21 protein-coding genes are annotated in these 25,874 nt (G+C 74.4%); 11 read left to right on the top strand and 10 right to left on the bottom strand.

What is annotated here, in order from left to right; all coding sequences use genetic code 11:
* Positions 1–3 precede the first annotated feature (3 nt).
* From H7X46_RS18940 to H7X46_RS18950, 3 genes are read right to left on the bottom strand one after another with little or no spacing between them, the layout of a single operon-like run.
* Positions 4–768 carry a hypothetical protein gene (locus H7X46_RS18940; RefSeq protein ID WP_186360673.1) on the bottom strand — a complete coding sequence of 255 codons (765 nt, stop codon included), beginning with the start codon at positions 766–768 and terminating at the stop codon, positions 4–6.
* Entirely contained in the window at positions 765–1,598 is an 834-nt protein-coding gene (locus H7X46_RS18945; protein ID WP_186360674.1) for a phosphoenolpyruvate hydrolase family protein, read from the bottom strand. The genes H7X46_RS18940 and H7X46_RS18945 overlap by 4 nt, the downstream gene beginning before the upstream one ends.
* On the bottom strand, positions 1,595–2,791 hold the full coding sequence (locus H7X46_RS18950; RefSeq protein ID WP_186360675.1) for a Tm-1-like ATP-binding domain-containing protein: 1,197 nt from the start codon (positions 2,789–2,791) through the stop codon (positions 1,595–1,597). Before H7X46_RS18950 ends, H7X46_RS18945 begins: the two co-directional genes overlap by 4 nt.
* 126 nt (positions 2,792–2,917) lie before the next feature.
* Between H7X46_RS18950 and H7X46_RS18955 the strand changes: the two genes are divergently transcribed.
* Complete coding sequence (locus tag H7X46_RS18955) at positions 2,918–4,096, top strand: hypothetical protein (RefSeq protein ID WP_186360676.1); 1,179 nt, start codon at positions 2,918–2,920, stop codon at positions 4,094–4,096.
* A 139-nt stretch (positions 4,097–4,235) separates the two neighbouring features.
* On the opposite strand, the gene H7X46_RS18960 is transcribed toward H7X46_RS18955, so the two are convergent.
* Entirely contained in the window at positions 4,236–5,336 is a 1,101-nt protein-coding gene (locus H7X46_RS18960; RefSeq protein ID WP_186360677.1) for a DoxX family protein, read from the bottom strand.
* Between the two features lie 111 nt (positions 5,337–5,447).
* Here H7X46_RS18960 and H7X46_RS18965 point away from each other — a divergent pair, with 111 nt between their 5' ends.
* Positions 5,448–6,416: an ROK family protein gene (locus H7X46_RS18965; protein WP_186360678.1), complete on the top strand. Its 969-nt coding sequence runs from the start codon at positions 5,448–5,450 to the stop codon at positions 6,414–6,416.
* A 910-nt stretch (positions 6,417–7,326) separates the two neighbouring features.
* Complete coding sequence (locus H7X46_RS18970; protein ID WP_186360679.1) at positions 7,327–9,033, top strand: alkaline phosphatase D family protein; 1,707 nt, start codon at positions 7,327–7,329, stop codon at positions 9,031–9,033.
* A 17-nt stretch (positions 9,034–9,050) separates the two neighbouring features.
* Here the strand turns inward: H7X46_RS18970 and H7X46_RS18975 are convergent, their stop codons facing one another.
* Positions 9,051–9,833, bottom strand: a complete 783-nt coding sequence (locus tag H7X46_RS18975) for a maleylpyruvate isomerase family mycothiol-dependent enzyme (RefSeq protein ID WP_186360680.1) — start codon at positions 9,831–9,833, stop codon at positions 9,051–9,053.
* 131 nt (positions 9,834–9,964) lie between these two features.
* On the opposite strand from H7X46_RS18975, the gene H7X46_RS18980 reads away from it, so the two are divergent.
* On the top strand, positions 9,965–10,285 hold the full coding sequence (locus H7X46_RS18980; RefSeq protein WP_186360681.1) for a hypothetical protein: 321 nt from the start codon (positions 9,965–9,967) through the stop codon (positions 10,283–10,285).
* A 135-nt stretch (positions 10,286–10,420) separates the two neighbouring features.
* Positions 10,421–13,699, top strand: a complete 3,279-nt coding sequence (gene icmF / locus H7X46_RS18985) for a fused isobutyryl-CoA mutase/GTPase IcmF (protein WP_186360682.1) — start codon at positions 10,421–10,423, stop codon at positions 13,697–13,699.
* A gap of 276 nt (positions 13,700–13,975) precedes the next feature.
* On the opposite strand, the gene H7X46_RS18990 is transcribed toward icmF, so the two are convergent.
* Positions 13,976–15,325 carry an alpha/beta fold hydrolase gene (locus H7X46_RS18990; RefSeq protein ID WP_370588853.1) on the bottom strand — a complete coding sequence of 450 codons (1,350 nt, stop codon included), beginning with the start codon at positions 15,323–15,325 and terminating at the stop codon, positions 13,976–13,978.
* A gap of 86 nt (positions 15,326–15,411) precedes the next feature.
* Complete coding sequence (locus H7X46_RS18995; RefSeq protein WP_186360683.1) at positions 15,412–16,644, bottom strand: MFS transporter; 1,233 nt, start codon at positions 16,642–16,644, stop codon at positions 15,412–15,414.
* 67 nt (positions 16,645–16,711) lie between these two features.
* Between H7X46_RS18995 and H7X46_RS19000 the strand changes: the two genes are divergently transcribed.
* Both H7X46_RS19000 and H7X46_RS19005 read left to right on the top strand, forming a co-directional pair.
* Positions 16,712–17,632 (top strand): LysR family transcriptional regulator, encoded by a 921-nt coding sequence (locus H7X46_RS19000; RefSeq protein ID WP_186360684.1) that lies wholly within the window; start codon positions 16,712–16,714, stop codon positions 17,630–17,632.
* Complete coding sequence (locus H7X46_RS19005; RefSeq protein WP_186362765.1) at positions 17,629–18,381, top strand: helical backbone metal receptor; 753 nt, start codon at positions 17,629–17,631, stop codon at positions 18,379–18,381. Before H7X46_RS19000 ends, H7X46_RS19005 begins: the two co-directional genes overlap by 4 nt.
* Before the next feature lie 113 nt (positions 18,382–18,494).
* Here H7X46_RS19005 and H7X46_RS19010 read toward each other — a convergent pair whose 3' ends face one another.
* On the bottom strand, positions 18,495–20,054 hold the full coding sequence (locus tag H7X46_RS19010) for a GMC family oxidoreductase (RefSeq protein WP_186360685.1): 1,560 nt from the start codon (positions 20,052–20,054) through the stop codon (positions 18,495–18,497).
* Positions 20,051–21,538 (bottom strand): aldehyde dehydrogenase family protein, encoded by a 1,488-nt coding sequence (locus H7X46_RS19015; protein WP_186360686.1) that lies wholly within the window; start codon positions 21,536–21,538, stop codon positions 20,051–20,053. The genes H7X46_RS19010 and H7X46_RS19015 overlap by 4 nt, the downstream gene beginning before the upstream one ends.
* Positions 21,539–21,660: 122 nt before the next feature.
* Here H7X46_RS19015 and H7X46_RS19020 point away from each other — a divergent pair, with 122 nt between their 5' ends.
* Positions 21,661–22,419, top strand: coding sequence for an IclR family transcriptional regulator (locus H7X46_RS19020; RefSeq protein ID WP_186360687.1), 759 nt, complete (start codon positions 21,661–21,663; stop codon positions 22,417–22,419).
* On the opposite strand, the gene H7X46_RS19025 is transcribed toward H7X46_RS19020, so the two are convergent.
* Positions 22,416–22,856: an SRPBCC family protein gene (locus H7X46_RS19025; RefSeq protein ID WP_186360688.1), complete on the bottom strand. Its 441-nt coding sequence runs from the start codon at positions 22,854–22,856 to the stop codon at positions 22,416–22,418. The two genes, H7X46_RS19020 and H7X46_RS19025, sit on opposite strands and share 4 nt — an antisense overlap.
* Positions 22,857–23,094: 238 nt before the next feature.
* Between H7X46_RS19025 and H7X46_RS19030 the strand changes: the two genes are divergently transcribed.
* From H7X46_RS19030 to H7X46_RS19040, 3 genes are all read left to right on the top strand, one after another.
* Positions 23,095–23,415 (top strand): hypothetical protein, encoded by a 321-nt coding sequence (locus tag H7X46_RS19030; protein WP_186360689.1) that lies wholly within the window; start codon positions 23,095–23,097, stop codon positions 23,413–23,415.
* Between the two features lie 7 nt (positions 23,416–23,422).
* A complete protein-coding gene (locus tag H7X46_RS30800; protein WP_186360690.1) occupies positions 23,423–25,033 on the top strand; it encodes an alpha/beta hydrolase in 1,611 nt (536 codons plus the stop codon).
* Positions 25,034–25,184: 151 nt separating this feature from the next.
* Positions 25,185–25,829 carry a TetR/AcrR family transcriptional regulator gene (locus H7X46_RS19040; RefSeq protein ID WP_186360691.1) on the top strand — a complete coding sequence of 215 codons (645 nt, stop codon included), beginning with the start codon at positions 25,185–25,187 and terminating at the stop codon, positions 25,827–25,829.
* Positions 25,830–25,874: the final 45 nt, after the last annotated feature.

The following is a 25,874-nucleotide window of genomic DNA, read 5'->3' on the forward strand; positions in this document are numbered from 1 at the left end:
GGGTCAGGCCGGTCCGGAACGCAGGTGCGGGGCCTGCGCCGCAAGCTGGTCGAGCTGGGCGTGCACGGCCTCGAAGCGCGTCTCGGCCCGCAGATCCAGCGCGATCGACGCCGCGTGCTCGGTGGTGCCGTGGAACGCGGCCCGGGCCTCCTCGAGGCGGGCCCCGACCGATCGGGCGGCCTCGCCGCCCGGCGCGCCGGCCTCCACGCTCGCGCCGAGCCGCGCCAGCCGCAGCGCCTCCGCGAGCTCTGCGTCGAGGCTGCGGCCGATGTCGCGCAGCCAGTCCTTCGCGGGCCCATCGGGCACGGCGCGGACCACGCCGTGGAACGCGGTGACCGACTCGACGCAGCCCTGGTAGGCGTGGGCCCACCAGGAGCCGGGTGCCAGCCCGTCCGGGAGGGGCTGCGGGGCGTCCGCGACCGCCTGCTGCATCGCGCCGCGCTCCTCGGGGCTCGCCGACCGCAGGTAGGCGCGCGCGAGGAACTGGGCCGGCAGCCCCACGAACAGGACCGACGGCACCGCGCAGAAGAGCACCCCGGCGATCGCCCCGCCGATGGAGCGCCCGATCAGTTCGCCGGCCGGGTACAGCCCGATCTCCGAGATGCCCATCGCGACCCCGAGCAGGAGTCCGGCCGCCACTCCAATCAGCAGGAACACCAGCCAGCCGTGCGAGGCCAGCGCGTGCGACACGCGGCCGCCGCGCACCGCCATCCGCCGGCGCCAGTCGCCTCCGGGCGGCGGGTGGGCGGCGTGCTTCGCGGCCATCATCGCTCCAGGGTGTTCTTGAAGGCGCGGGTCTGTTCGGTCAGCGCCCGCTCGGTCGGCAGCCGTTCCATCGAGGAGGCCCCGTAGAACCCGTGGCAGACCCGCGCCTTCCGCAGCACGTACGCGGCGTCCTCCGGCATCGCGATCGGGCCCCCGTGGCACAGCACGAGCACGTCGTCGCGCACCTCGAGCGCGGCCGCGGCCCACTCGTCGACGAGCTCCACGCAGTCGTCCAGGCTCTTCGCGGTCTCGGCGCCGATCGCGCCACCGGTGGTCAGTCCCATGTGGCACACGACGACGTCCGCACCGGCCAGGGCCATCGCGTGGGCGTCCGCCGCGGAGAACACGTACGGCGTCGTGAGCAGTTCCTTCGCCCGGGCGGCGGCGATCAGGTCGACCTCCAGGCCGTACCCCATCCCGGTCTCCTCCAGGTTCGCCCGGAAGACGCCGTCGATCAGCCCGACGGTCGGGAAGTTCTGGATGCCGGCGAACCCGAGCGCGGCGAGCTCGTCGAGGAACCGGTCGGTCAGCAGGAACGGGTCGGTGCCGTTGACCCCGGCCAGCACCGGCGTCCGGCGCACCACCGGGAGCACCTCGGCGGCCATCTCGACGACGATCTCGTTCGCGTTGCCGTACGCCAGCAGGCCGGCCAGGGAGCCGCGGCCGGCCATCCGGTAGCGGCCCGAGTTGTAGACGACGATGAGGTCGATCCCGCCCGCTTCCTCGCACTTGGCCGACAGGCCGGTCCCGGCGCCGCCGCCGACGATCGGCTCGCCGCGGGCCGCCATCTCGGCGAAGCGTTCCATCAGCTCGGCGCGGGTGAACCGCCTCATGCCCGTACCTCCCGGAATGCGGCCAGCACCGCGTCGGCGAACTCGGGGTCGTTCACGTGGTGCGGCACCCGCCGCACGCGGTCCGGATCGGACACCCCGGACTCGATCGCGGCGAACAGCGCGGCGTCCGCCTCGGGATCGTGGAACGCCTGCCCGGGCGCGTCCAGTGCGGACACCCCACCGAGCGGGAGCAGGAACAGCCACCGTCCGGTGAAGGTGTTCAGCTTGCCCGCCAGCCACTGCCCGATCGCACGGTTCTCGTCCACCGTGGTCCGCATGAGCGTGACGTTCGGGTTGTGCTCGTAGATCAGCCGCTCGGCGAACCGCTCCGGCAGCGTCGCCACGGCGCCGAAGTTGACCATGTCGAGCGCGCCGCAGGACCCGACGTAGGGCACCCCCGTCCGGGCGACGGCGTCGAGGCGGTCCTCGCCGGCCGCCATCACCCCGCCGACGAGCAGGTCCGCGACCTCGGTCGTGGTCAGGTCGAGCACGGTGTCGACCAGGTGCGAGTCGACCAGCTTCTCCATCGACGCCCCGCCGGAGCCGGTGGCGTGGAAGACCAGCGCGTCCACCTCGTCGCCGAGGCGCTCGCGCACCGCGGTGACGCACGGGGTCGTCACGCCGAACATCGTCACGCCGACGGCGGGCAGGTCGGCGCCGGCGGGCGGGTCGGGCGCGGTCACCGCCGCCGCGAGCATGTGCGCGGCGTTGCCGAGCACCCTCCGCGAGATCCGGTTCAGCCCGGCGACGTCGGTGACCGCGTACAGCATCGCGATGTCGCTCGCGCCGACGTAGGGCGCGGTGTCACCGGAGGCGACGGTGGACACCATCAGCTTCGGCACGCCCACCGGGAGGTCCCGCATCGCGGGCGTCACCAGCGCCGTCCCGCCGGAGCCGCCCAGGCCGAGCACGCCGCCGACGTCGTCGCAGCCGGCCAGGAACGCCCGCAGCGCGTCCGCCATCGCACGCACGGCGGTGCCGCGGTCCCCGGTGAACACCGCACCGGCGCCGTCCGGGTGGTGCGCGGCGACCTCGGACGCCGCGACGTCGGCGCCCGGAGCCGCCCGGGCGGGGTCCTGGGTGGACACGTCCACCCGGCACACCCGGGCTCCCGCCGCGTCCACCAGGTCGGCGACGAACGCGAGCTCGGCCCCCTTGGTGTCGTACGTGCCGATCACGTATGCGGTCCCCACACGGGAGTTCTACCGGTCCCGGCCGCCCCGGGGCGAGGGCCGAGACCGGAACGACGCAGGGCACTATGGGGTCACGGCTCCCTCATCGGGCTCGTGACCTGCGGCCCCTGACGTCGTTGGAGAGACATGCTCGGTCACCCGGACGACCCTCGCGGCATCGTGCTCCCGCTGGACGGGCGACCCGCCGGGACGGAGACCGCCACGCCGGAACGCAACGGCGGCCCGCGTCCCGTTCACCACGGCGTCCCGCCCGGCCCGGCCCTGCTGCTCAGCTGGCGCCCGGCGCCCGGACCGGCCGGCGACGGCGAGGACCGGGCCTGGGGCTCGACGCTGTCGGCGTCGAGCGAGCTGGCCCGGCGGCTCGCCCGCCCGGGCAGCACCCGCGGCCCCGAACGCGGCCTGACCTTCCGGCTCGCGCTCCCCGAGGCGTTCGGGGCGGAGTCGCTGCTGCGGATGGCGGGCGCCGACCACGGTCCCGGCCACGCGGGCCCGTCGGCCCTGCTGCCGGTGGGGACGCCGGGCGGCGGCCCGGCCCCGGGCGCGGGCCTCGGGCTGCTCGCGCTCACCGTGGCCGCGGAGATCGCCACCACCGGCACCCAGGCCCGGGTGCTGGACGAGCTGACGACCGCGGTCGGCGACCTCGCACCGTCCTGCGGGATGCGGCTGGACTCGCGGCTCCGCGCGGCCGAGGAGTCGCTGCGCGCCGCCCAGACCGAGCTGCTGGAACACGGGGCGATCACGGCGGGCACCGGGCTGGACACGGCGGTGGCGAACCTGTCCGTGCTGCGCCACCAGACGCATGCGTGGATCTCCGGGTGGGAGCGGGTCGTGGCGGCCGCCGACCGCACCGGCACGCCCGGTGTCATCCTGCGCGAGCAGCTCGGTGAGGTCGGCAAGCTGGGCTGGGCCGGTTTCCCCGGTGCCGTGCACGGCGCCTACCAGGCGCTCGTCCTCGACGCCCGCCGGATCCTGCTCACCGCGGCCGACCACCTGCTGCGCTCGTCGAACCGGCCGCTCCCGGCGCTGCGGCCGCTGATCGAGTCCGACCTCAACGGCCGGGCCGCGGACCTCGCGCGGCTGCACCGGCTCGCCACGCAGCTCTCGGTGCTGCCGCTGACCGTGCGGAAGCGCTCCGGCGGCATGATGCCGAACCTGATCGGCGAGCAGGCGGCCGCGAACGCCCGCACCCAGGCGCTGTTCACCCGGATGGCGAACGCCCTGCGGCCGCCGTCGTGGTCCGGGCAGATCGTGGTCGAGGTGCGGTCCCTGGACTCCGGCGAGCTGCAGGTCCTGCGCCCGGTCTGACCGACGCCGTCACACCCGCCTCACCGGCCTCTGGAGTCCCACCGACGACGCACTCATGGTCCGAAAGCCCCGTGGCACGGGACTTTCGGACCATGAGTGCGAACGCCGGGGGCCGACGGGAACGCCGGGCGACCGGAGCTCAGCGAGCGGCGGCCTTGGCGCGCTTGCGGGCGTCCTTGGCGGCGCTCTTGGCGTGGGCCGCGGTGTCGGCACCGGCGGCGGCCGCGCGGTCGGCCAGGTCCGAGCCGAGCTTGGCGGCCTGCGCCTGCGCCTGCCCGGCGAGGGTGGCGAGCCGGTCGGCGTACTCGGGGGCGCGCTTCTCGGCCCGGGCGGCGGCCTGCCGTGCCTGCTTCTCCCAGCGGGCCCGGCGCTTCTCCGCCTCCTTGAGCCACTTGTCGCCGGTCTTCCCGGCGGCCTTGCGGTAGTGGGCGCCGCGCCGGTCGACGGCCTTCTCCAGCTTCGCGCCGTGCTTCTCGGCGGCCTTCGCGAGCTTGGCGCCCTTCTTCTCGGCCGCCTGCGCCCGCTTCTCGGCCCGCTTCGCGGCGCGCTCGGCGGCGACCGACAGCTGCTCGGACCAGGTCGACGCCCGCTCCGATGCGACCTCGCCGAGGTGCGCGGCCTGCTCGGACGCGCGCCCGCTCCATTCGGTGGCCCGCTCCCGCACGACCGGGCCGTACTCCTCGACGGCGCCGTGCAGCTTCTCCCGGCCACCGGCCGCGGCAGCCGCGATCGAGGTGCCCGCCCCCGCGATGCCGGCGGCGAGATGCGCGCCGGACTCCGAGTCGGACGACGACAGCCTGGCCTGCGCCCGCTCGGCCAGCTTGCGGGCCCGGTAGGCGTTCGACGGCTTGCCGTGGGTGTCGGCGGCCGCGATCAGCAGCCCGCCCAGCAGGCCCACGTTCTTCAGGAAGTGGATCTGCTGGTTGGTCCGCTGCTGCGGGTCGGTCTCCTCCCAGAAGCGGTGCCCGGCGAGCGTCGTCGGGATGATCGACGCCGCGAGCGCGGTGGAGGCGAGGCGGGGGCACTTGCCCACGGCCAGCAACGTGCCGGCGGCGACCTTCACCCCGGCGTCGATCTTGACCAGGGTCTCGGCGTCCGGGCGTCGCTCCAGCGGCGCGTTGTCGACCACCTTGCCGATCACCGGCTCCGCCTGGTCGAGCACGGCCTTGGCGGCCTGCGCGTGCCCCTCGGGCTGGCGGAACGCGGTGACGCCACCGTAGATGAACGTGGCCGCGAGCATGGGCCGGGCAACTCGTCGCAAGACTGGCATGGAGGCATCCTTCCCCTCCGGCGGCATCCGCAAACCCCCCCGTGGCGTGACAGGACACCGCGCGGTCGTAATCATGCCCTGGTGACGAACGGACGGCGGGCGATCGGGCTCGACATCGGAGGAACGAAGGTCGCCGGAGCGATCGTGGGTGAGGACGGCACCGTCCACGCGGAACGGCGGCGCCACACCCCCGGAACCTCCGACGCGGGCACCATGAACGACCTCCTCCGGGAGATGGTCGAGGAGCTCCGCGCGGACGAGGCCGGTACCGGGGTCAGCGCGATCGGTGTGGGGGCGGCCGGTGCGGTGGAGTGGCCGGCCGGGCGGATCCGCTGGGCGCCCAACAACAACTACGAGAACTGGGACGTCCGCGGCGTCCTGGAGTCGGCGACCGGGCTGCCCACCGTCGTCGACAACGACGGCAACGTCGCCGGGTTCGCCGAGGCCCGGCTCGGTGAGGTCCGCAACGACGACATGGTGCTGCTGACCGTCGGCACCGGCATCGGCGCCGGGATCGTGCTCGGCGGGAAGATCTACCGCGGCACGCACGGGCTCGGTGCCGAGGTCGGGCACATGAACGTCAACCCGGAGGGGCCGCGGTGCGGCTGCGGGAACTACGGCTGCCTGGAGTCGATGGCCTCCGGCACCGCGCTGACCCGGATGGGACGCAGCGCCGCCGCCCACGACCCCGACGGCATGATCGCCGGCCTGGCGCGCGAGGCGGGCGGCGAGGTCACCGGCCAGCACGTGACGATGGCGGCGATCGCCGGGGACAAGACCGCGCAGTCGCTGTTCCAGCGGCTCGGCCGCGCTCTCGGCATCGGGATCGCCAGCATCAACGCGATCTTCGAGTTCGAGGTCGTCCTCATCGGCGGCGGGCTGGTCGACGCCGGTGACCTGCTCCTCGAACCGGCCCGGCGGGCCGCGCGCGAGTTCCACTACGGACCGCCGGACGTCCGGCCGATCCCCCCGGTGGTCCCGGCGTCCCACCGTGGCGACGCCGGCAAGATCGGCGCGGCCCTGCTGGCGCTCGAGGAGACCCGGAGCTGAGACGCGCCCGTCGGCCGTCCGGAGTCGCCGCGCACGACGGCGGGCGCGGCCCGCGCACGTGACACGCACGGCTCGTGTGACCCGGATGGCACGCTCCTGGCGCTCGGCCGGCGCCGCGCGGTCGATCAGCACGGTCGCGCCCTCGGACGGGGCGGAAACGCGCTGATCGGCCGGTGGCTCGCTGTCGGTCTGCACGGTCGCGCCCCCGACCGGGCAAGAACGTGCTGATCGACCGGTGGCCCGCCGTCGACCAGCACGAACACGCCCTACCGAGGACGAGAACGCGCTGATCGACCGCCAGCCCACCATCGACCAGCACGAACACGCCCCACCGAGGACCAGAACGCGCTGATCGACACCCGCGCCGCCGTCGATCAGCACGAACGCGCCGACCGACGGGCGGAAACGCGCTGATCGGCCGGTGGCTCGCTCTCGACCAGCACGGTCGCGCCCCCGACAGGGCAAGAACGCGCCACCCGACACCCGCAGCACCGTCGATCAGCACGTTCCTCGCCCTGCAGAGGCCGGAACGTGCTGATCGACGGGCGCCGTACGGGGGCGGGCAGTGTCGATCAGCGCGTTCTCGCCGTCGAGCGGGCGGAAGGGTGCAGATCGCCCATCCCCGCGGGGCCGACCCGTGGCTCCCTCGGGCGGTGCCGCGCCCGTGGGATGCTGTCGCACCCCGTGGGTCCGTGCCGCACCGGTCGCGGAGGCGCAGCAGGTAGAAGTGCAGCACGCGCGAGAGGTCCGCGCCCGGCCCTCGTCCCCCACCATGGGACACCGTCTCCCGACACCAGCACCGCACACCGTGGCGTGGCCGTCCCGGAGACGCCCGTCCGGTGGCACCGGCTCACCGAGGGGTGCCCGACGGTCCACGTCCACCCCGGGTGGGGCGACTACGCTCGAACGGGTGGGCCTTCAGCTCGGACCGGTGCTGCGGCACGTCGACGACCGCTCGGCACTGGTGTGGGTCCAGACCGAGCAGGCCTGCCGGGTTGAGGTGCTCGGCTGCGCCGCGGACACGTTCGAGGTGGCCGGGCTGCACTACGCGATCGTCGTCGTCACCGGGCTGGAACCGGACACCCGGTACCCGTACGAGGTGCACCTGGACGGCGAGCGGGTCTGGCCCCGGCCCGGCTCGCCGTTCCCGCCGAGCGTGATCGCGACCCGCGGGCCGTCCACCGAGCGGCACCAGCGGATCGTCTTCGGGTCGTGCCGGTACGTGAAGCTGGCCGACCCGCGCCGGGCGCGGCGTTACGGGCTCGACGCCCTCGACTCGTACGCGACCCGGATGGTCGCGCAGCCGCCCGAGGAGTGGCCGACCGTGCTGCTGCTGCTCGGCGACCAGGTCTACGCCGACGAGCTCACCCCCTACACCCGGCGCCGGATCGCCCGGCGGGGTGGGCGGCACCCCGACTGGCCGGACGACGAGATCGTCGGGTTCACCGAGTACTCCGGGCTGTACCGGGACAGCTGGTCCGACCCCGAGGTGCGGTGGATGATGTCGACCGTCCCCACCGCGATGATCTTCGACGACCACGACGTGCGGGACGACTGGAACACCTCCGGCGCCTGGCGGGAGCGGATCGCGCGGGAGCCGTGGTGGCGCGACCGGGTCCGGGGTGGACTCGTGTCGTACTGGGTGTACCAGCACCTGGGCAACCTCTCCCCGGCCGAGCTCGCGGCGGACCCGGACTGGCGGGCCGTCCGGGACCACGACGGTGACACCTGGTCGCTGCTCGCCGAGCGGGCCGACCGGTGGGACGCCGAGACGGGCGACGGGCCGCACCGGCACAAGGGCGTGCGGTTCACGTTCTGCTGGGAACTCGGGCACAGCCGGCTGGTCGTGATCGACTCCCGCAACGGCCGGATCGTCGAGTCGGAGCCGCGCAAGATCGTGTCCGACGCCGAGTTCGACTGGATCTCCCGGCGGGCGCTGGCACCGGGCGCGCTCGACCACCTGGTACTGGGGACATCGGTGCCGTGGCTGCTGCCCCAGGTCGTCTCGGACGTCCAGGCCGCGGTGGAGAAGGCCGGCTACCGGCACGGCCGGCGCGGCCGGTGGGCGGAGTTCCTCCGCCAGGAGGCCGACCTGGAGCACTGGCCGGCGTTCGGGCACTCGTTCGCGCGGCTGGCCGACGTGGTCCGGGCGGCGTGCCGTCCGCGCGACGGGGACCCGGCGCCGGCGACCGTGTCGGTGCTGTCCGGCGACGTCCACCACTCGTACGCCGCGGTCGCCGACGTCCACGACCGGCGCTCCGGTGACGGGCCCGGCGGCACCCGGGTGCACCAGCTGACGTGCTCGCCGGTGCACAACGTCGTGCCGGGGTTCATGAAGGTGCTGTTCCGGGTCACCTGGTCACGCTGGATCGCCCGGGCCAGCAACCGGTGGGCCCGCGACCACGGCACCGACCGGGCGGGCGTCAGCTGGCAGCGCACCGCGGGGCCGCTGTTCGGCAACATGATCGCGACGCTGGAGCTGGACGGCCGGCGGGCGACCGTCCGGTTCGAACGCCCGCGAACGGCGTCCACCCTGGACACCGCGGCCGAGGTCGAGCTGACCCCGGGAGCCCAGGCGGTGCCGGCGCCGCCGGCGGCGGTCGCGCCCGAGCGATGAGTCCCGGCGGCTCTGCGTCAGAACCCGGTGCGGGACAGCCAGGTACGCCAGACCTCCGGATCACCGAGGACCTGCAGCCGGTCGTCGTCGGCGTCGATCCGGCGCAGGACTCCCTGCAGCAGGTCGGCCGCGGAGCCGCGGACGGCGGCGTCGCCCTTGCCGTGCCCGTGCTCCCACACGACCCGGCCGCCGTCGGACCGGATCATCCACTCGCCGGCCACGCCGAGCACGTCGTCGGTCGCGTGCAGGTGCAGCGTGGCGCCCTCGGCCAGCGGGGGCTCGTCCCCGGCCGGGCGGGCCGCCAGCAGGCCCAGCCACTCGGAGACGCCGTCGGCCGCCAGCTCCGGGGCGATCTCGAACGGGACGCCGAGCGCGATGGCCACGTCCGCCCGGTGCACGGCCGCCTCGTGCAGGCGGCGCCGTACCCACCACGCGGACGGCTTCGGCCCGGTGAACGTCCACACCGGGGCGTCCGGGCCGGCGGCCGCGACCGCGTCGAGCAGCGCGGTGGCGCCGTCCCGCAGCCACTGCGCCGCCACGTCGGGGCCACCGGCCGGGGGCTTCCCGCCGGCGACCTCGCGCGGGTCCAGCATCTCGGTCGCCCCGGACGCGACCATCTGGGCGGCCCAGAGGTGCCCGCGGCCGACGTGGCGCTGCAGTTGCCGCAGCGACCAGCCCGGACAGGTCGGCACCGCGGTCTCCGGGTCGGCCGGTTCGATCAGCGCGGCGAGCCGGTCGGTCTCCGAGATCAGGGCGCCCGCGTACGGGTCGACCGCGCGGCGGTCCGGTGACGCGGACATGAACTCCGCCTTCCGTTTCGCGAATTCGGGCTTCCGAGTCCGGCGAGTCGCGCATGACGATCTTGCCGGTCGGGTAGGTATAGATCATGCCGCCTCACCGCGACTGGACGCGACGGGGAGCCGGTCGTGCGTTGCTGTACTGGCCGCTGGTGGCGTTCGTCCTGGTCGCGGCGTTTCCCGACCGCACGGTGCCGGTCGTGGCCGTGTCGGGGATCGCGCTGGTCGCGGTCGGGTTGATCGGCGATGCCATCGGGAAGTTCTGGCGGGCGTGGAAGCTGGCGGAGGCCCGCGCGTCCGGTCTCGCCGGCGCCGCGACGGGCGGTCGCGCCCGGGAGGCCTGGCCCACCGGCCGGCACGCCCGCCGCGCCGGGAGCGGCACCGAGGCCCCGCGGACCGCTGCGGAACGGCCCCGCGAGGTCGCCGGGATGTCCGCCCGGCGCGACGCCGCATAGGCCCGGCGCGACGCCGCACAGGGCGGTTCCGCGCCGCACTGTGATGCGCGTCAGATTTCTTGTACGTCCAATACTAGGATGTCAAACTAAATCACGCCGGGACAACGCCGTCACGCCCGGCGGGAGGAGCGGGTCATGGCCGACAGCGGTACCAGCGGAACGGGCACCGAGCTGCACGTCCCCACCCACCCGGTCCGGTTCGTGACCGCAGCGAGCCTGTTCGACGGGCACGACGCGGCGATCAACATCATGCGGCGGATCCTGCAGCGCCAGGGTGCCGAAGTGATCCACCTGGGGCACAACCGCTCGGTGGACGAGGTGGTGACCGCGGCCATCCAGGAGGACGTCCAGGGTGTCGCGATCTCCTCCTACCAGGGCGGCCACGTCGAGTACTTCTCCTACCTGGTCGAGCTGCTGCGCGAGCGCGGCGCAGGCCACGTGAAGGTCTACGGCGGGGGCGGCGGCGTGATCGTCCCCGAGGAGATCGAGCTGCTGCACGCGCGCGGCGTCTCCCGCATCTTCTCCCCCGAGGACGGCCAGCGGCTCGGCCTCCCCGGAATGATCAACCTGATGATCCGCGAGTGCGACACCGACCTCGCGGAGGTGCCGCCGCCGTCGGCGTCGATCGAGGGCTACGCAAGCTCCGCGTTCACCGACGGGCTGTTCACCGGTGAGCCGGCCACGCTCGCCCGCACGCTGACCCTGGCCGAGTCCGGGCGCCTCCCGGCCGAGGTGCGGGAGCGGATCTCCGGCTCGGAACGGCAGGTCCCGGTGCTCGGCATCACCGGCACCGGCGGCTCCGGCAAGTCCTCGCTGACCGACGAGCTGGTGCGCCGCTTCCGGCTCGACCAGGAGGACAAGCTGCGGATCGCCGTACTGGCCGTCGACCCGACCCGCCGCCGCGGCGGCGGCGCGCTGCTCGGCGACCGGATCCGGATGAACGCGCTCTCCGGTGACCGGGTGTTCTTCCGCTCGATGGCAACCCGCGGCAGCGACGGCGGTTCGCTGCCCGAACGGCTCGGCGACGCGATCTCGGTGCTCAAGGCGGCCGGGTTCGACCTGGTGCTCGTCGAGACGCCCGGCATCGGCCAGGGCGACGCCGGCATCGTGCCGTTCGTCGACCACTCGCTGTACGTGATGACGCCCGAGTTCGGTGCCGCGTCCCAGCTCGAGAAGATCGACATGCTGGACTTCGCCGACGTCGTCGCCATCAACAAGTTCGAGCGCCGCGGCGCCGAGGACGCCCGCCGCGACGTCGGCCGCCAGCTGGTGCGCAACCGCGAGGAGTTCGGCGCGAGCTGGGAGGACATGCCGGTCTACGGCACGTCCGCGGCCACCTTCAACGACGACGGCGTCACCGCGCTGTACCAGCACCTGCGGGACATGCTCGCCGAGGACGGCCTCGCCGTGGCCGAGGGAAGGCTGCCGCGGGTGGAGACCAAGACGTCGTCGGACTACGCCGCCGTCATCCCGCCGGAGCGGGTGCGCTACCTGGCCGAGATCGCCGAGACCGTCCGCGGCTACCACGCCGACACCGAGCAGCACGCGCAGGCCGCGCGGACCGCGCAGCACCTGCGGACCGCCCGCGAGCTCGTCGGCGGCACCGACGTGGAGACCGCGCTCGCCGACGCGGAGCGGCAGGTCCCGGCCGAGTCGGCCGAGCTGCTGGCGCAGTGGCCGGGCCGGGTCGAGGACTACTCCGGCGACGAGTACGTCTACACCGTGCGGGGCAAGGAGTTCCACACCCAGCTGACCCGCGAGACCCTGTCCGGCAACAAGGTCCGCCGGGTGTCGCTGCCCCGGTTCGACGACGACGCACAGCTGCTGCGCTTCCTGCGCAAGGAGAACCTGCCCGGCTACTTCCCCTTCACCGCGGGCGTGTTCCCGTTCAAGCGGGAGGGCGAGGACCCGGCCCGCATGTTCGCCGGCGAGGGCGACGCGTTCCGCACCAACCGCCGGTTCAAGTACCTGTCCCAGGACTCCGACGCCAAGCGGCTGTCCACGGCGTTCGACTCGGTGACCCTCTACGGGCACGACCCGGACACCCGGCCCGACATCTACGGCAAGGTCGGCACGTCGGGCGTCTCGATCGCCACGCTCGACGACATGAAGGCCCTCTACGACGGCTTCGACCTGTGCTCGCCGACCACGTCGGTGTCGATGACCATCAACGGCCCGGCGCCGACGATCCTGGCGTACTTCCTCAACACCGCGATCGACCAGCAGGTGGACCGGTTCCGCGAGGAGGAGGGCCGGGAACCGGACACGGGCGAGCGCGAGGAGCTCACCGCCTACGCGCTGGCGAACGTGCGCGGCACGGTGCAGGCCGACATCCTCAAGGAGGACCAGGGCCAGAACACCTGCATCTTCTCCACCGAGTTCTCGCTGCGGATGATGGCCGACATCCAGGAGTGGTTCATCGACCACCAGGTGCGGAACTTCTACTCGGTCTCGATCTCCGGCTACCACATCGCCGAGGCCGGGGCGAACCCGATCTCGCAGCTGGCGTTCACGCTCGCGAACGGCTTCACCTTCGTCGAGAGCTACCTGGCGCGCGGGATGGACGTCGACGACTTCGCGCCGAACCTGTCGTTCTTCTTCTCCAACGGGATGGACGCCGAGTACACCGTGCTCGGCCGGGTCGCCCGGCGCATCTGGGCGGTCGCGATGCGGGCCCGCTACGGGGCGAACGAGCGCTCCCAGAAGCTCAAGTACCACGTCCAGACCTCGGGCCGTTCCCTGCACGCGCAGGAGATGAACTTCAACGACATCCGCACCACGCTGCAGGCACTCTGCGCGCTCTACGACAACGCGAACTCGCTGCACACCAACGCCTACGACGAGGCGATCACCACGCCGTCGCAGGAGTCGGTGCGGCGGGCGATGGCCATCCAGATGATCATCAACAAGGAGTGGGGCCTGTCGATGAACGAGAACCCGCTGCAGGGTTCGTTCGTCGTCGAGGAGCTGACCGACCTCGTCGAGGAGGCGGTGCTGCGCGAGTTCGAGTCGATCGCCGAGCGTGGCGGCGTGCTGGGGGCGATGGAGACCGGCTACCAGCGCGGCAAGATCCAGGACGAGTCGATGCTCTACGAGCACCGCAAGCACTCGGGCGAGCTGCCGATCATCGGCGTCAACACCTTCCTCAAGCCGGGTGGCGACGAGGAGGAGCCGCAGGAGGTCGAGCTGGCGCGGGCCACCGAGGAGGAGAAGAAGTCGCAGCTGCGCCGGCTGGAGGACTTCCAGTCCCGGCACCGCAGCGAGGCGGAGCAGGCGCTGCGCCGGCTGCAGGACGTGGCGACCGGGGACGGCAACGTGTTCGACGAGCTGATGCGTGCGGCCCGGGTGTGCTCGCTGGGCCAGCTCACGAACGCGTTCTTCGAGGTCGGCGGGCAGTACCGGCGCAACATGTGACGGCGGTACCGCCCGTCCGGACCGGAGGGGTCAGCGGCGCGTCCTGGAGCGGCGGCGCCCGCGGTTCCAGCCGCCGAAGATGCCGATGACCTCGACGAACGACTCGGCGGCCTTGGACAGCTTGCGACCGGCCTTCTTCATCGGTGTCCTCCCGGGGATGCGTGCTGTTTGGGGGCTTCGCCCACCGTCTCAGAGGCCGGTCGCGGGATTGGCGAGGGGGCATTGCGCCGTCACGGTGACGACCCGCGCCTCGATGCTTCCGAGCCGGACGGGTTGTCACCTGATCGTCGTAGCGGGGCCCGGCGTGTCCGGTGGACGTGAGCCGTCCGGAGCAGCGCGGTGCGGCCCGTCCGGCCCCGACGCGTCCGTTGAGGGGCACCTGGGGCCCGGGAGCAGGGTGTCGACCCGGATGGCGGCCGCGAGCAGCGGCCCGAGCAGCCAGGACGCCCCGCGCCGTGGCAGGGCCGTCAGCCGCGGCGCGAGACCCGGCAGGGCGGCGTGTCCGCCGGCCTCCACGACGTGCGCCACGTTCAGCGCGGCGACCGGGTGGGTGTCCAGGGCGCTGTGGCCGAGCCCGTCCAGCCCGACCAGCACGCCGTCCGGGGCCAGGCCGGCGATCCGTGCGGCGACCGGGCGCGGGGTGCGCAGGTCCCGCTCCCCCGAGACGACGGCGACCGGCCAGGTGAAGCGCGGCAGCTCGACGGCCAGGTCGTACGGCGGGACCCGCCGGTCGCCGGTGACCGCCGGGGCCCGCGCGAAGATCCGTTGCGGGTCGAGGACGCCGCCGTCCGGCTCGGCCGCGTAGCCCATCTCGACCTGGCCGATCGGGCGAACGAGGTCCGGTTCGTAGACCATCGGCCGGCCGGCTCCCGCGACCTCGGCCCGGCCGATCCGGGCGATCCGGCTCCAGGCGCGGCCGCCGGCCCCGCGGCGGCGCGCGGCGAGCAACCGCTCGAGGGGAACCGGGCCGGCGAACTCCGCGACGTGCTGGACGACCTCGGTCAGCTCCCGCGGGTCGGCACCCGCGGCGGCGAGCGCGCGCACGTGCTCCGCGCACCGCCGCACCGCCGGGTCGGCCGACCGGCCCTCCCAGTAGCGGGCACGCAGGTGCGCGCGGACCTCCGCGACGTCGCCGCGGTCCAGGCACGGTGAGTCCAGCACCATCGCGGCCACCCGGTCGGGATGCCGGGCCCCGAACACCTGGGCGAGGTAGGAGCCGTAGGAGGTGCCGTACACGACGGCGCGCCGCACGCCGTTCGCGTCCAGCACCGCGGCCAGGTCGTCCGCGGCCGCGGTCGTGGTCACGTCCCCGGCCCGCAGGTCCGCGCCGGCGGTGTCGCGGCGGGAGAGCCCGATCCCGCGGTGCTCGACCATGATCAGGTCGAGGCCGCGGCGCGCGGCGGCCGTCCGCAGGCCCCGGTAGGGCAGCACCGACGCGAGTCCGGGCCCGCCGGGGATCGCGACGATCGGGGTCCGGTCCCCGCCGCGCGCCCGCACCCAGGCGAGTGGGAGCGTGCGGCCGCCGTCGAGCGGCCGTTCGACGATGCCGCCGTGCTGTGCCACCACCGCCCGGGCCAGGCGCTCCCAGGCCGAGCCGGCCCGCCCGTCCGCGCCACCGTCCGGCACGACGCACCTCCCCACCTCGTGTCCACCGTGTACACGAACGGCCCGCCACGCGTGTTCGGCGTCCACGCGGCACCGTCACACCCGCCTCATGCCGGGGCCGGGACGCGCCGCAGCACGAGCGCCAGCGCGAGGGCCCCGGCGAGCAGCACGCTGACATAGCCGGCGACACCGGGCCAGCCACCGTGGTCGTAGGCGATCCCGCCGGCCGCTCCCCCGGCGCTCGACCCGGCGTAGTAGCCGACCAGGTACAGCGACGACGCCTGCGCCGGCACCGCCCCGGGCAGCAACGCCGACCGGCGCCCGACCCAGCTGCTGGCCACCGAGTGCGCCCCGAAGAACCCCACGGTCACCAGCAGCAGCCCGGCCAGGACGCTCCCGAGCACGTCCGGCACCGTCACCCACACCCCGCCCAGTGCGACCAGGGTGGCCACCCACAGCACGGGGCGGCGCCCGAACCGGTCCCCCAGCCGTCCGGCCCGGGTCGAGGCCCAGCTGCCGGCCAGGTAGCCGAGGAACACCAGCCCGACGAGCGTCCCGGGCAGCCCGAAGGGCGGGGCGAGCAGCCGGAACCCCAGATAGTTGTACACCGTCACGAACGCGCCCATCAGCAGGAACGCCATCCCGAACAGGCACAGCAGGCCCGGGTCGGCCAGGTGCCGGCGCAGCGGGTCGCCGAGGTCGCGCAGCCGGGTCCGGGCCGGGGCCTGCGCGGTCGGAGGCGGTAGGAGCAGCCGGAACGCGACCGTCGCCCCGACGGACACGGCGCCGACCGCGGCGAGCCCGGCCCGCCAGCCGCCGAGCTCGGCGACCCAGGACGCGACCAGGCGCCCGGACAGCCCGCCGAGGGTGTTGCCGGCGATCAGCAGCCCGACCGCGCCACCGAGGTGCCGGGGCACGACCTCGTGTGTAAGGTGCGCCATCGACAGCGCCGGGAGCGCGGCCAGCGTGATCCCCTGCAGCCCGCGGATCACGACGAGTGCGGCGAAGCTGGGCGCGAGCGGGGCGAGCAGCGCCAGCACCGCGGACGCGGCCAGCGCCCACGTCATCACCCGGGTGCGCCCCCAGGCCTCGGTGACCGCGGACAGCGGGAGGACCGCCAGGGCGAGGGTCCCGGTCGTCGCGGAGAGCACCAGGCTCGCCGCCGACGAACCGATGCCGAACTCGGCCGACAGCCGCGGCAGGAGCCCCTGCACGCTGTAGACCAGAACGAACGTGGCCATCCCCGACAGCCACAGCGCGGCGCCGAGCCGCCGGAACCCCGGGGTGCCGCGCTCGTGCCCGGGCTGCGCGGCGGGAACCGGACGCTCGCTCGTTGTCATCGCACACGACCGTAGGCTCCCCAGGGACATGCGTCCAATGCATGTGTTGACAAGATAAGGTGCACAAGTGCATGAGTCGCTGGCGCCCGCCCTGCACCGCTTCGTCGCCGTCGCCCGGACCGGGCACCTCACCCGGGCCGCCGAGCAGATCGGCGTCCCGCAGCCCACGCTCTCCCGGGCCGTCGCGCGGCTCGAGGACGAGCTGGGTGTCGCGCTGTTCCACCGGGTCGGGCGCGGACTGCGGCTCACCGCGGCCGGCCGGACGCTGCTGCCGCGAGCCGAGGCCGCGCTCGCCGAGCTGGCCACCGCCGCCGCCGAGCTCGCAGGGGACGCCGACCCGGCGACCGGGCGGGTCGCGTTCGGCTTCCTCGGCACCCTGGGACCCGAGGTGGTGCCACGGATCCTGCGCGGGTTCCGGGCGGCGCACCCGCGGGTCCGGATCGAGCTGGTGCAGAGCCGGCACGCGGACCTTCTGGACAGGGTCCGGGACGGGGCCGTGGACCTCGCGCTCACCTCGCCGATGCCCGACGAACCGGGCCTCGCCGCGACCGCGCTGGCCGAGGAGGAGCTGCGGCTCGTGGTCCCGGCCGGCCACCGGCTGGCCACGCGGTCCGGGGTGGACCTCGCCGAGGTCGCCGACGAGCCCTTCCTGCTCTTCGCCCGCGGGTACGGGCTGCACGGCACCGTCGAGGCGTGGTGCGCGCAGGCCGGGTTCCGGCCGCACCGGGCGTTCGAGGGCGGTGAGACGGCGACCCTGCGCGGGCTGGCCGGTGCCGGGCTCGGGGTCGCGCTGCTCCCGCTCGGCCCGGACGCCCCGGGTGTCGTGCAGCTGCCGGTGCGCTCGCCGCGCACCGTGCGGACCCTGGGCATGGTGCACGCCGCGGGCGACCGCCCGACACCGCCGGTCCGTGACCTGCGGGCGTTCGTCGCCGAGCACGGCCCACGGCTGCTGGCACACGGGTTACCGTCGGCGCCGTGGAACGCATGATCGACGACGAGGGCCGCGAGGTTCCGGTCCCGGACCGGGTGGCGCGGGTGGTCTCGCTGGTGCCCTCGCTGACCGAGGCCGTCGAGGTGACCGCCCCCGGCCTGCTCGTCGGGGTGACCGACTGGTGCACCCACCCGCCCGGCCTGTCCGTCGAACGCGTGCGCGGCACCAAGAACCCGGACGTCGAGCGGGTCGTCGCGCTCGGCCCGGACCTGGTGCTCGCCAACCAGGAGGAGAACCGGCGGCCCGACCTCGACGCGCTGCGCGAGGCGGGCCTGGCCGTGTACGTGACCGACATCCGCGACGTCGACGGCGGTCTCGACTCGCTGCGCCGCCTCCTCACCGCGTGCCGCCTGCCCGAACCGGAGTGGTTGCGGGAGGCGCGCAGGCTGTGGGACGCGATCGCGCCCGCGTCACCGCGGCGGCGGGCGGTCGTGCCGATCTGGCGCAGGCCGTGGATGGCGGTCGGCTCGGACACCTTCACCGGCGCCGTCCTGGACCGGCTCGGCGTCGACAACGTGCTGGCGGGCTCCCCGGAGCGCTACCCCCGGATCGACCCGGACGACCTGCCCGAGCACGACCTCGTGGTGCTGCCCGACGAGCCGTACGCCTTCACCGCCGACGACGGCCCCGAGGCCTTCGCCGCGCCGTCCGCGCTGGTCAGCGGGCGGCTGCTGACCTGGTACGGCCCGAGCCTGGTCGAGGCGGCCCGGGAGCTCCCGGCGGCACTGGGGATCGCCCCGCACTGACCCCGCCCTGCCCCACGACCGCCCGGCCCCGCGACCGCCCGGCCCCGCGTGCCACTCATGGAGCTTGAGTCCCGTGGCACAGGACCAAGGCTCCATGAGTGTGTCCGGGGGACTCAGGCGCGCTGCGCCTCCTTCAGCAGGTCCGAGCACTTCTCCCCGATCATCATCGTGGTGATGTTCGGGTTGATCGCCGGCAGGAACGGCATCGCCGACCCGTCCGCGACCCGGAGGTTCTGCACGCCCCGCACCCGCAGCTGCGGGTCGAGGACGGCCATCGGGTCGTCGTCGGTCCCCATCTTCGCGGTGCACGCCGGGTGGTACACGGTGTTGTGGGTCTTGGTGATGTAGTCGGCCAGCTCGTCGTCGGTGACGGCGTCCGGGCCGGGGGCCAGCTCCGCGGCGATCCACTCCTTGAGCACCGGCTGCTCGGCGATCTTCCGGGCGAGCCGGATGCCGGCCGTCATCACCCGCATGTCGTGGCCCTCGGGGTCGGTGAAGTAGCGCGGGTCGACGCGGGCCCGGTCGCGGAAGTCGCGGGTCCGCAGCCGCACGGTGCCCCGGGACCGGCCGCGGGTGACGTTCGGCGTCAGGCAGAACCCGTTGTCGGTCGTGGGGTAGCCCCAGCGCACCGTGTTCATGTCGAACGGCACCGAGCCGTAGTGCATCATCAGGTCCGGCCGGTCCAGGCCGTCCTCCGTGCGGTGGAAGATCCCGATCTCCCACCACTGGGTGGACTCGGTGACCATCGGCCTCGCCGCGTCCCAGAAGACGAGGCCCTCGACGTGGTCGTCCAGGTTGGACCCGACCCCGGGCAGGTCGGAGCGGACGTCGATGCCGAACTCGCGCAGGTGCTCGGCCGGCCCGATGCCGGAGAGCATGAGCAGCTTCGGGGTGTCGATCGCGCCCGCCGAGAGGATCACCTCGCGGTCGGCGTGGACCTGCTCGCGGGTCGGGAGGATCCCGCGCTGGTACTCGACGCCCGTCGCCCGGGTGCCGTCGAACAGCACCCGGGAGGCCCAGCAGCCGGTCCACACCTCCAGGTTCGGCCGGGAGTCCAGGATCGGGTGCAGGTAGGACACCGAGGCCGAGGCCCGGGTCCCGTCCGGGAACGAGTTGATCTGGAAGTAGCCCGCGCCGTCGGTGACGGTGCGGCCCTCGTTGAACCGGACGGTCGGCAGTCCGACCTCGGCCGCCGCCTCCAGCACGGCGTTGCCGCACGGGTCGCGCGGCGGGATCTGCATGAGGTTGACCGGGCCGGAGCGGCCGTGGCCCTCCCACTCCCCGTCGTTGGTCTCCAGGCGCGCGATCAGCGGCCAGCACTCGTCGGCGGACCAGCCGGTCAGGCCCATCGACGCCCACTCGTCCAGGTCCTCGCGCGGCGTCCAGAACGCGATGCAGGAGTTGTGCGAGGAGCAGCCGCCGAGCACCTTGGCCCTGGCGTGCCGCATGTGCGAGTTGCCGCGCTCCTGCGGCTCGATCAGGTAGTCCCAGTCGTAGCCGGAGTCGAGCAGGTTCATCCAGTCGGCGAGCCTGAGGATGTTGGGATCGTCGACGTCCGACGGGCCGGCCTCCAGCAGCAGCACCCGGATCGACGGGTCCTCGGACAGCCGGGCCGCGACCGCGCACCCGGCCGAGCCTCCCCCCACGACGAGGTAGTCGAAACGGTCGGTCATGCCTTCTCCCCCTCCGTGCCCCCGGCGAACCAGCGCTGCGGCTCGGGCGCGGTGTTGTGCCAGACGTGCTTGATCTCCTGGTACTCCGCCAGCCCGGTGGGCCCGAGCTCGCGTCCGTTGCCGGAGCGGCCCATGCCGCCCCACTCCGCACCCGGGAAGTACGGGTGGAAGTCGTTGATCCACACGGTGCCGTGGCGCAGCGCGTTCGCGACCCGGTTGGCGCGCCGCATGTCCTGGGTGAACACCGCGCCGGCCAGGCCGTACTCGGTGTCGTTGCCGAGCCGGATCGCCTCGTCCTCGGTGGTGAACCGCTCGACGGTGAGGATCGGGCCGAACGTCTCCTCGGTGATCAGGCGCGAGCCGGGTGCGAGGTCGGTGATCACGGTCGGCAGGTAGAAGAAGCCCTTCGCGAGCTCCGGGTCGTCCGGGCGGGCGCCGCCGCAGCGGATGTTCGCGCCCTCGGCGCGGGCGGAGGCGACGAAGTCCTCGATCTTGGCCAGGTGCGCGGCGGAGACCAGCGGGCCGACCTCGACGCCGTCGTCCAGGCCGTTGCCCAGCCGGATCAGCTGCGCGCGGCGGACGATCTCGTCGACGACGGCGTCCGCGACCGAGTCCTCGATGATCAGCCGGGCGCCCGCCGAGCAGACCTGCCCGGAGTGCAGGAACACCGCGAGCATCGCGTAGTCGACGGCGAGCTCGAAGTCGGTGTCGGCGAACACGATGTTGGGGTTCTTGCCGCCGAGCTCGACGGCCGTGCGCTTCACGGTCTCCGCGGACGCGCGGATGATCGCCCGGCCGGTGCCGAGCCCGCCGGTGAACGAGACCATGTCGACGTCACCGTGCTCGGTGAGCGGCGCGCCGACCGACGGCCCGTCGCCGAGGACGATGTTGACGACGCCGGCCGGGATCCCGGCCTCCGCGCACAGCTCGACGAGCTTGATCGACGTCAGCGGGGTGACCTCGCTGGGTTTGATCACCATGGTGTTGCCGGCGGCGACCGCGGGCGCGACCTTCCACGACAGCTGCAGCAGCGGGTAGTTCCACGGCGTGATGAGCGCGCAGACGCCGACCGGCTCGTGCACGATCCGGGACACCACGGTGTCGCTGCCGGTGTCGACGACGCGTCCGGCGTCCTTGCCGGCCAGCCCGGCGTAGTAGCGGAAGACGGCGGTGACGTCGTCGACGTCCTGCCGGCCCTCGGCGATCGTCTTGCCGGTGTCGAGGGTCTCGGTCCGGGCGATCTCCTCCTTGTCCCGCACGAGCAGGTCGGCGATCCGGCCCAGGATCGCGCCCCGCTCGCCGGCGGAGGTCTGCCGCCACGGCCCCGAGTCGAAGGCCCGGCGCGCCGCGGCGACGGCCCGGTCGACGTCGTCTCGGCCCGCCTGGTCGACCTCGGTGACGACCGAGGCGTCGAAGGGGTTGATCACCGGCGCGGTTCCCGCGGATCCGGTGGTCCAGGATCCGTCGATGTAGAGACTCGGCACCTGGGGAAGCGTTCACCCGCGCGCGGACGAGCGCAAGCACACCCACCAAATGATCATGCTCACGGGGTGCGAGCGGGTGACGCACCACCCGGAGGAGCAAGCCGGCACGATATGGTTGCGCTATGGGCAACCCGGTGCGAACCCGTGAATCGGGGGTGCAGTCGGTCGACCGCGCGATCACCGTTCTGGAACTCATCGCCGGCCGCGGTGAGGCGGGGGTGAGCGAGCTCGCCACGGCCCTCGACGTCCACAAGTCGACGGCGTTCCGCCTCCTCGGTGCGCTGGAGGAGCACGGCCTCGTCGAGCAGATCGGCGACCGCGGGAAGTACCGGCTCGGTTTCGGGCTGATCCCGCTCGCCGGACGGGTCGCGGAGCGCCTGGAGGTCACCACGCAGGGCCGTCCGGTCTGCGAGGAGCTGGCGGCACGGCTCGGCGAGACCGTCAACATCGCGATCCCGGACCAGGGTTTCGCCGTGAACGTCGACCAGGCCCGCGGGCCCGCGATGGTCACCACCTACAACTGGCTCGGCCGGATCACGCCGATGCGCAGCACGTCCAGCGGGAAGGTCCTGCTCGCGGCCGCGGTCGCCGAGGACCCGGACGCCCTGCCCGACGACCTCGGCCCGCGGGAGCGGAAGGCGCTCGCCGACGAGCTCGCGAAGGTCGCCGAGCGCGGGTACGCGTGGTCGCTCGAGGAGTACGAGACCGGCCTCAACGCCGTCGCCGCCCCGGTGCGCGACCACGGCGGCACGGTCATCGCGGCGCTGTCGGTGTCCGGGCCCGCCTACCGGCTGCCCGCCGAGCGGGTCGAGGAGGTCACCCCGGACGTCGTCGCCGCCGGCCGGGAGGTCAGCCGCCGGATGGGGTACTGGGAACCCTAGGGCAGCCGGTCGAGCACCGGCGGCAAGGTGCGCTCGACCTCGTCGCCGACCCGCTCGAACTCGCGACGCAGTAACGGCGCCGCGAGCTTCAGCAGGCCCTTGAACCGCAGGTCGGCCCGGTAGGTCACGGTGCTGCCGCCGTCCTCGAGGGGCTCGACGACGAAGTCGTCGGTCGCGGTCACCGTGCTGTTCTCCCCCACGAACAGCAACCGCGAGCCGGTGCGGTCGACGAGGGTGTAGGTCAGCTCGGACTCCCGGCCGTGGAACACCGAGACGTTGTGCCAGGTGGAGCCGACCTCGATCGGGCCACCGTCGTCGGACCTGGTGCAGGACCGTGTCCCGGGGTCCCAGATCTCGCTGTGCCCGAAGTCGGCCAGGTAGCCGAGCACGGACTCGGCAGGGGCGGACACCGTCATCACCCGCTGGACGCCGACCACGACGCTCCTCTCACCCCGACCCGGACGGCGAGGATGGTCTCACGGGCACCGTCCCTGTACGCCGTGTGGTGCCGCGATCCGGCGCCGTGATCGCGTTCGTGATCCGGATCCGACGATCCGCCACGGCCGCGGGTCGCCCGGCGCACACTCCGGGCTGCCCCGGCGAGGCCGGTGCGGCGCCGGCGACCCGGCGGGGCGCCGGAAACCCGGGATCGCCGGACCGATGGGAGGAACAGCGGTGGACGAGCGGTACGGAAGCGGGCCGCCCGGGGTGGTCCGGGTCGATCCGGACGCACTGGCCCGGGCGGCGGACCGGTTCGCGGACCTCGCCGGCGCGCTCGGTGCCGACGCCGCGGCGGTCCCGGCCGGGGTACCGGACGCCGGGTTCGCGTCCGGCCCGGCGGCCGCGGCGCTCGACGCCGACCTGGTCGCCGGGATCCGGGCCCGGGCGCGGCGGGCGGTGGCGATCGGGGACGGGCTGCGGGCCGCGGCCACGGCATGGCGGACCGCCGACGACGCCGCCGCGGCCTCGATGGCGGCGTCACCCGTGGACCGCTGAGCGCCCCGTGCCCACGCTCGCCGAGCTGCTCGCCGCCGACCCCGGGTCCTGGCTGCGCCGGGCCGCGGCCGGGGACGCGCTGGCGCGGACACTGCGCGCCCGTGCCGACGACCTCGACCGACCGGGCGGCACGGCACCACCTGCCGGCTGGCAGGGCGCCGACGCCGACCGGGCCCGCGCCGCCCGCGACGAGCTGTGCCGCAGGCTGCGGGCCGACGCCGGCACGGCCGCGCAGGCGGCCGAGGTGCTCGGCCGGCACGCCGGGGAGGTGCTCGCGGCCCAGCACCGGGTGGTCGTCGCCGCGCTCGCCGTGCCGCCGCTGCTCGACCTCGACCTCGACACGGGCCGGATCGGGCTCGCGTTCCCGGCCGGGGCGGTGGGACGGCTGCTGCCGGCGCCGGCGCTCGGGGCGCTCACCGGGCTCCTCGCGGTGCACGCGGCCCGCCTCGGCGCCGCGGTGCAGGCGGCGGTCGCCGAGGCTGCCCGGTCCGACGCCGTCGCCACCGCCGCGCTCGGGACCCTGCGGCCCGTCCCGGAACCGGGGACCGGCGCGCCGGTCGTCCCCACGGTGCCGGACGGTCCCCGGGCGGCCCGTTCCTGGTGGGCGGGCATGTCCGAGGACGAGCGGGAGCGGCTGACCCGCACCCGCCCGGATCTCGTCGGCGGCACCGACGGGCTGCCGCTCGCGGCCCGCGACCGCGCCAACCGGCTCCGGCTCGACGCCGAGCGCGGCCGGCTGCGCGGGCTCGCCGCCCGCGGTCACGGCGATCCGGCCCGCACGGCGGCCGCGTTGGCCGGGCTCGACGCGGTCGACCGGCGGCTGGCGGCCGGGGACGCCCTGCTGCTCGACGTCGGCGCCGGTGCCGGCGCAGGGCGCGTGGTGCTGGCCGTCGGTGATCCGGAGCGGGCGGCACACGTCGTCACGCACGTTCCGGGGACGGGCGCCGGGTGGGGCTCGGTCCCGGAGGACCTGCGCCGGGTCGAGGCCACCCGGGACGCCGCCCGGGCCGCCGCGCCCGGTGCCGGGGTCGCGGCCGTGCTGTGGACCGGCTACGACGCCCCCACCGGGCTGCTCGCCGCCGCCGACGACGGGTACGCCCGGCGGGCCGCCGCCGACCTGCGGCGCTTCCAGGACGGCCTGCGCGCCGGGCACGACGGCCCGGTGCACCTGACGGTCGTCGGGCACTCGTACGGCTCGACCGTCACCGGCCGCGCCGCGGGCCCGGGGATCGCCGCGGACGACGTCGTGTTCGTCGGCAGCCCGGGCGCCGGTGTGCGCGGGGCCGGCGAGCTCGGCGTCCCGGCGGATCGGGTGTGGGCCACGACCGCCCGCCACGACCCGATCTCCCGCGCCCCGGGCAGCGAGGTGTTCGGCACCTCGCGCGGGTGGGAGCCGACCGGGCTCGTGCACGGGCCCGACCCGGCCACACCGCCGTTCGGCGGGCGGGTGTTCGCCTCCGCCCCCGGCCACCCGGCACCGCAGCCGGACGACCCGGCGACGCCGACCGACGAGTCGGCGTTCGCCGCCGCGCACGGCGCCTACTGGGATCCCGGCTCGCCGAGCCTGAACATGCTGGGCCGCATCGTCTCCGGCACCGTGAACGATAACACTCAGTGATCACAAGACCACTTCGCGACACGCTCGCCCGGCCGTCCGGACGCGCAGGCCACCGCCCACGGAACCAGCGATGGCGCAGGTCACAGATAGTCGTCAGATCGTCAGCAACTACCCTCCCCCCTACCCGGGCACGGGCAGTAGCATGCGCCCCGTGACCGACACCGAGAGCAAACCGACGCGGCGTACCGGGCGCCCCCCGCTCACCGACCGGGCGACGTTGCTCGCGGCCGCGCGCGAGCTCGGCTTCTCCGATCTGACCGTCGGAGCCGTGACCGCCAGGGTCGGCGTCAAGTACTCGACGTTCTACCGGCACTTCCCCAGCCTCGACGCGCTCGTCGCCGCCCTGGTGGACGACGTCGTGACCGACGACGTCTTCCCCGCCACCGAGGGCCGCTGGCAGGAAGAGCTCCTGGCGTTCGCCACCGCGATCTTCGACGTGATGACCGCCCACCCCGGACTCGCACACGCGCTGGTCCGGCTGCCGGACGCCCCCGAGGCGCTGCTGACCGCGTACCGGCGGCTCACCGACCGGCTCCTCGAGGCCGGCTTCAGCGCGGAGGACGCCGTGCTGGGCGCGGGCACGGCCATGCACCTCGGCATGCAGCCGTGGCTGAGCTCGGACGGGGAGACCGCCGGCGACCTGCGCCGTCGCGACCAGGTGCTCGCCGCGGCACAGCCGTTCGACCCGCGGGTCCGCACCGTGCTGCGCGAGCAGGTCGACGACCCGCCCCGCAGCTGGACCCTGCGCCGGGTCGAGCTCGTCGTCGCGGGCCTGGAGGCCCGCCTGCACGCCTGACCGCCACCGACGCGGGAACGCCCGGGGTGCTGCGAGCACCCCGGG

This window comes from Pseudonocardia sp. C8 (assembly GCF_014267175.1).
GTDB lineage: Bacteria > Actinomycetota > Actinomycetes > Mycobacteriales > Pseudonocardiaceae > Pseudonocardia.

Coding starts and splice junctions, on each gene's coding strand:
- H7X46_RS18940 (WP_186360673.1), bottom strand. CDS start 768: ATGATGGCCGCGAAGCACGCCGCCCACCCGCCGCCCGGAGGCGACTGG.
- H7X46_RS18945 (WP_186360674.1), bottom strand. CDS start 1,598: ATGAGGCGGTTCACCCGCGCCGAGCTGATGGAACGCTTCGCCGAGATG.
- H7X46_RS18955 (WP_186360676.1), top strand. CDS start 2,918: ATGCTCGGTCACCCGGACGACCCTCGCGGCATCGTGCTCCCGCTGGAC.
- H7X46_RS18960 (WP_186360677.1), bottom strand. CDS start 5,336: ATGCTCGCGGCCACGTTCATCTACGGTGGCGTCACCGCGTTCCGCCAG.
- H7X46_RS18975 (WP_186360680.1), bottom strand. CDS start 9,833: ATGTCCGCGTCACCGGACCGCCGCGCGGTCGACCCGTACGCGGGCGCC.
- icmF (WP_186360682.1), top strand. CDS start 10,421: ATGGCCGACAGCGGTACCAGCGGAACGGGCACCGAGCTGCACGTCCCC.
- H7X46_RS18995 (WP_186360683.1), bottom strand. CDS start 16,644: ATGACAACGAGCGAGCGTCCGGTTCCCGCCGCGCAGCCCGGGCACGAG.
- H7X46_RS19005 (WP_186362765.1), top strand. CDS start 17,629: ATGATCGACGACGAGGGCCGCGAGGTTCCGGTCCCGGACCGGGTGGCG.
- H7X46_RS19010 (WP_186360685.1), bottom strand. CDS start 20,054: ATGACCGACCGTTTCGACTACCTCGTCGTGGGGGGAGGCTCGGCCGGG.
- H7X46_RS19020 (WP_186360687.1), top strand. CDS start 21,661: ATGGGCAACCCGGTGCGAACCCGTGAATCGGGGGTGCAGTCGGTCGAC.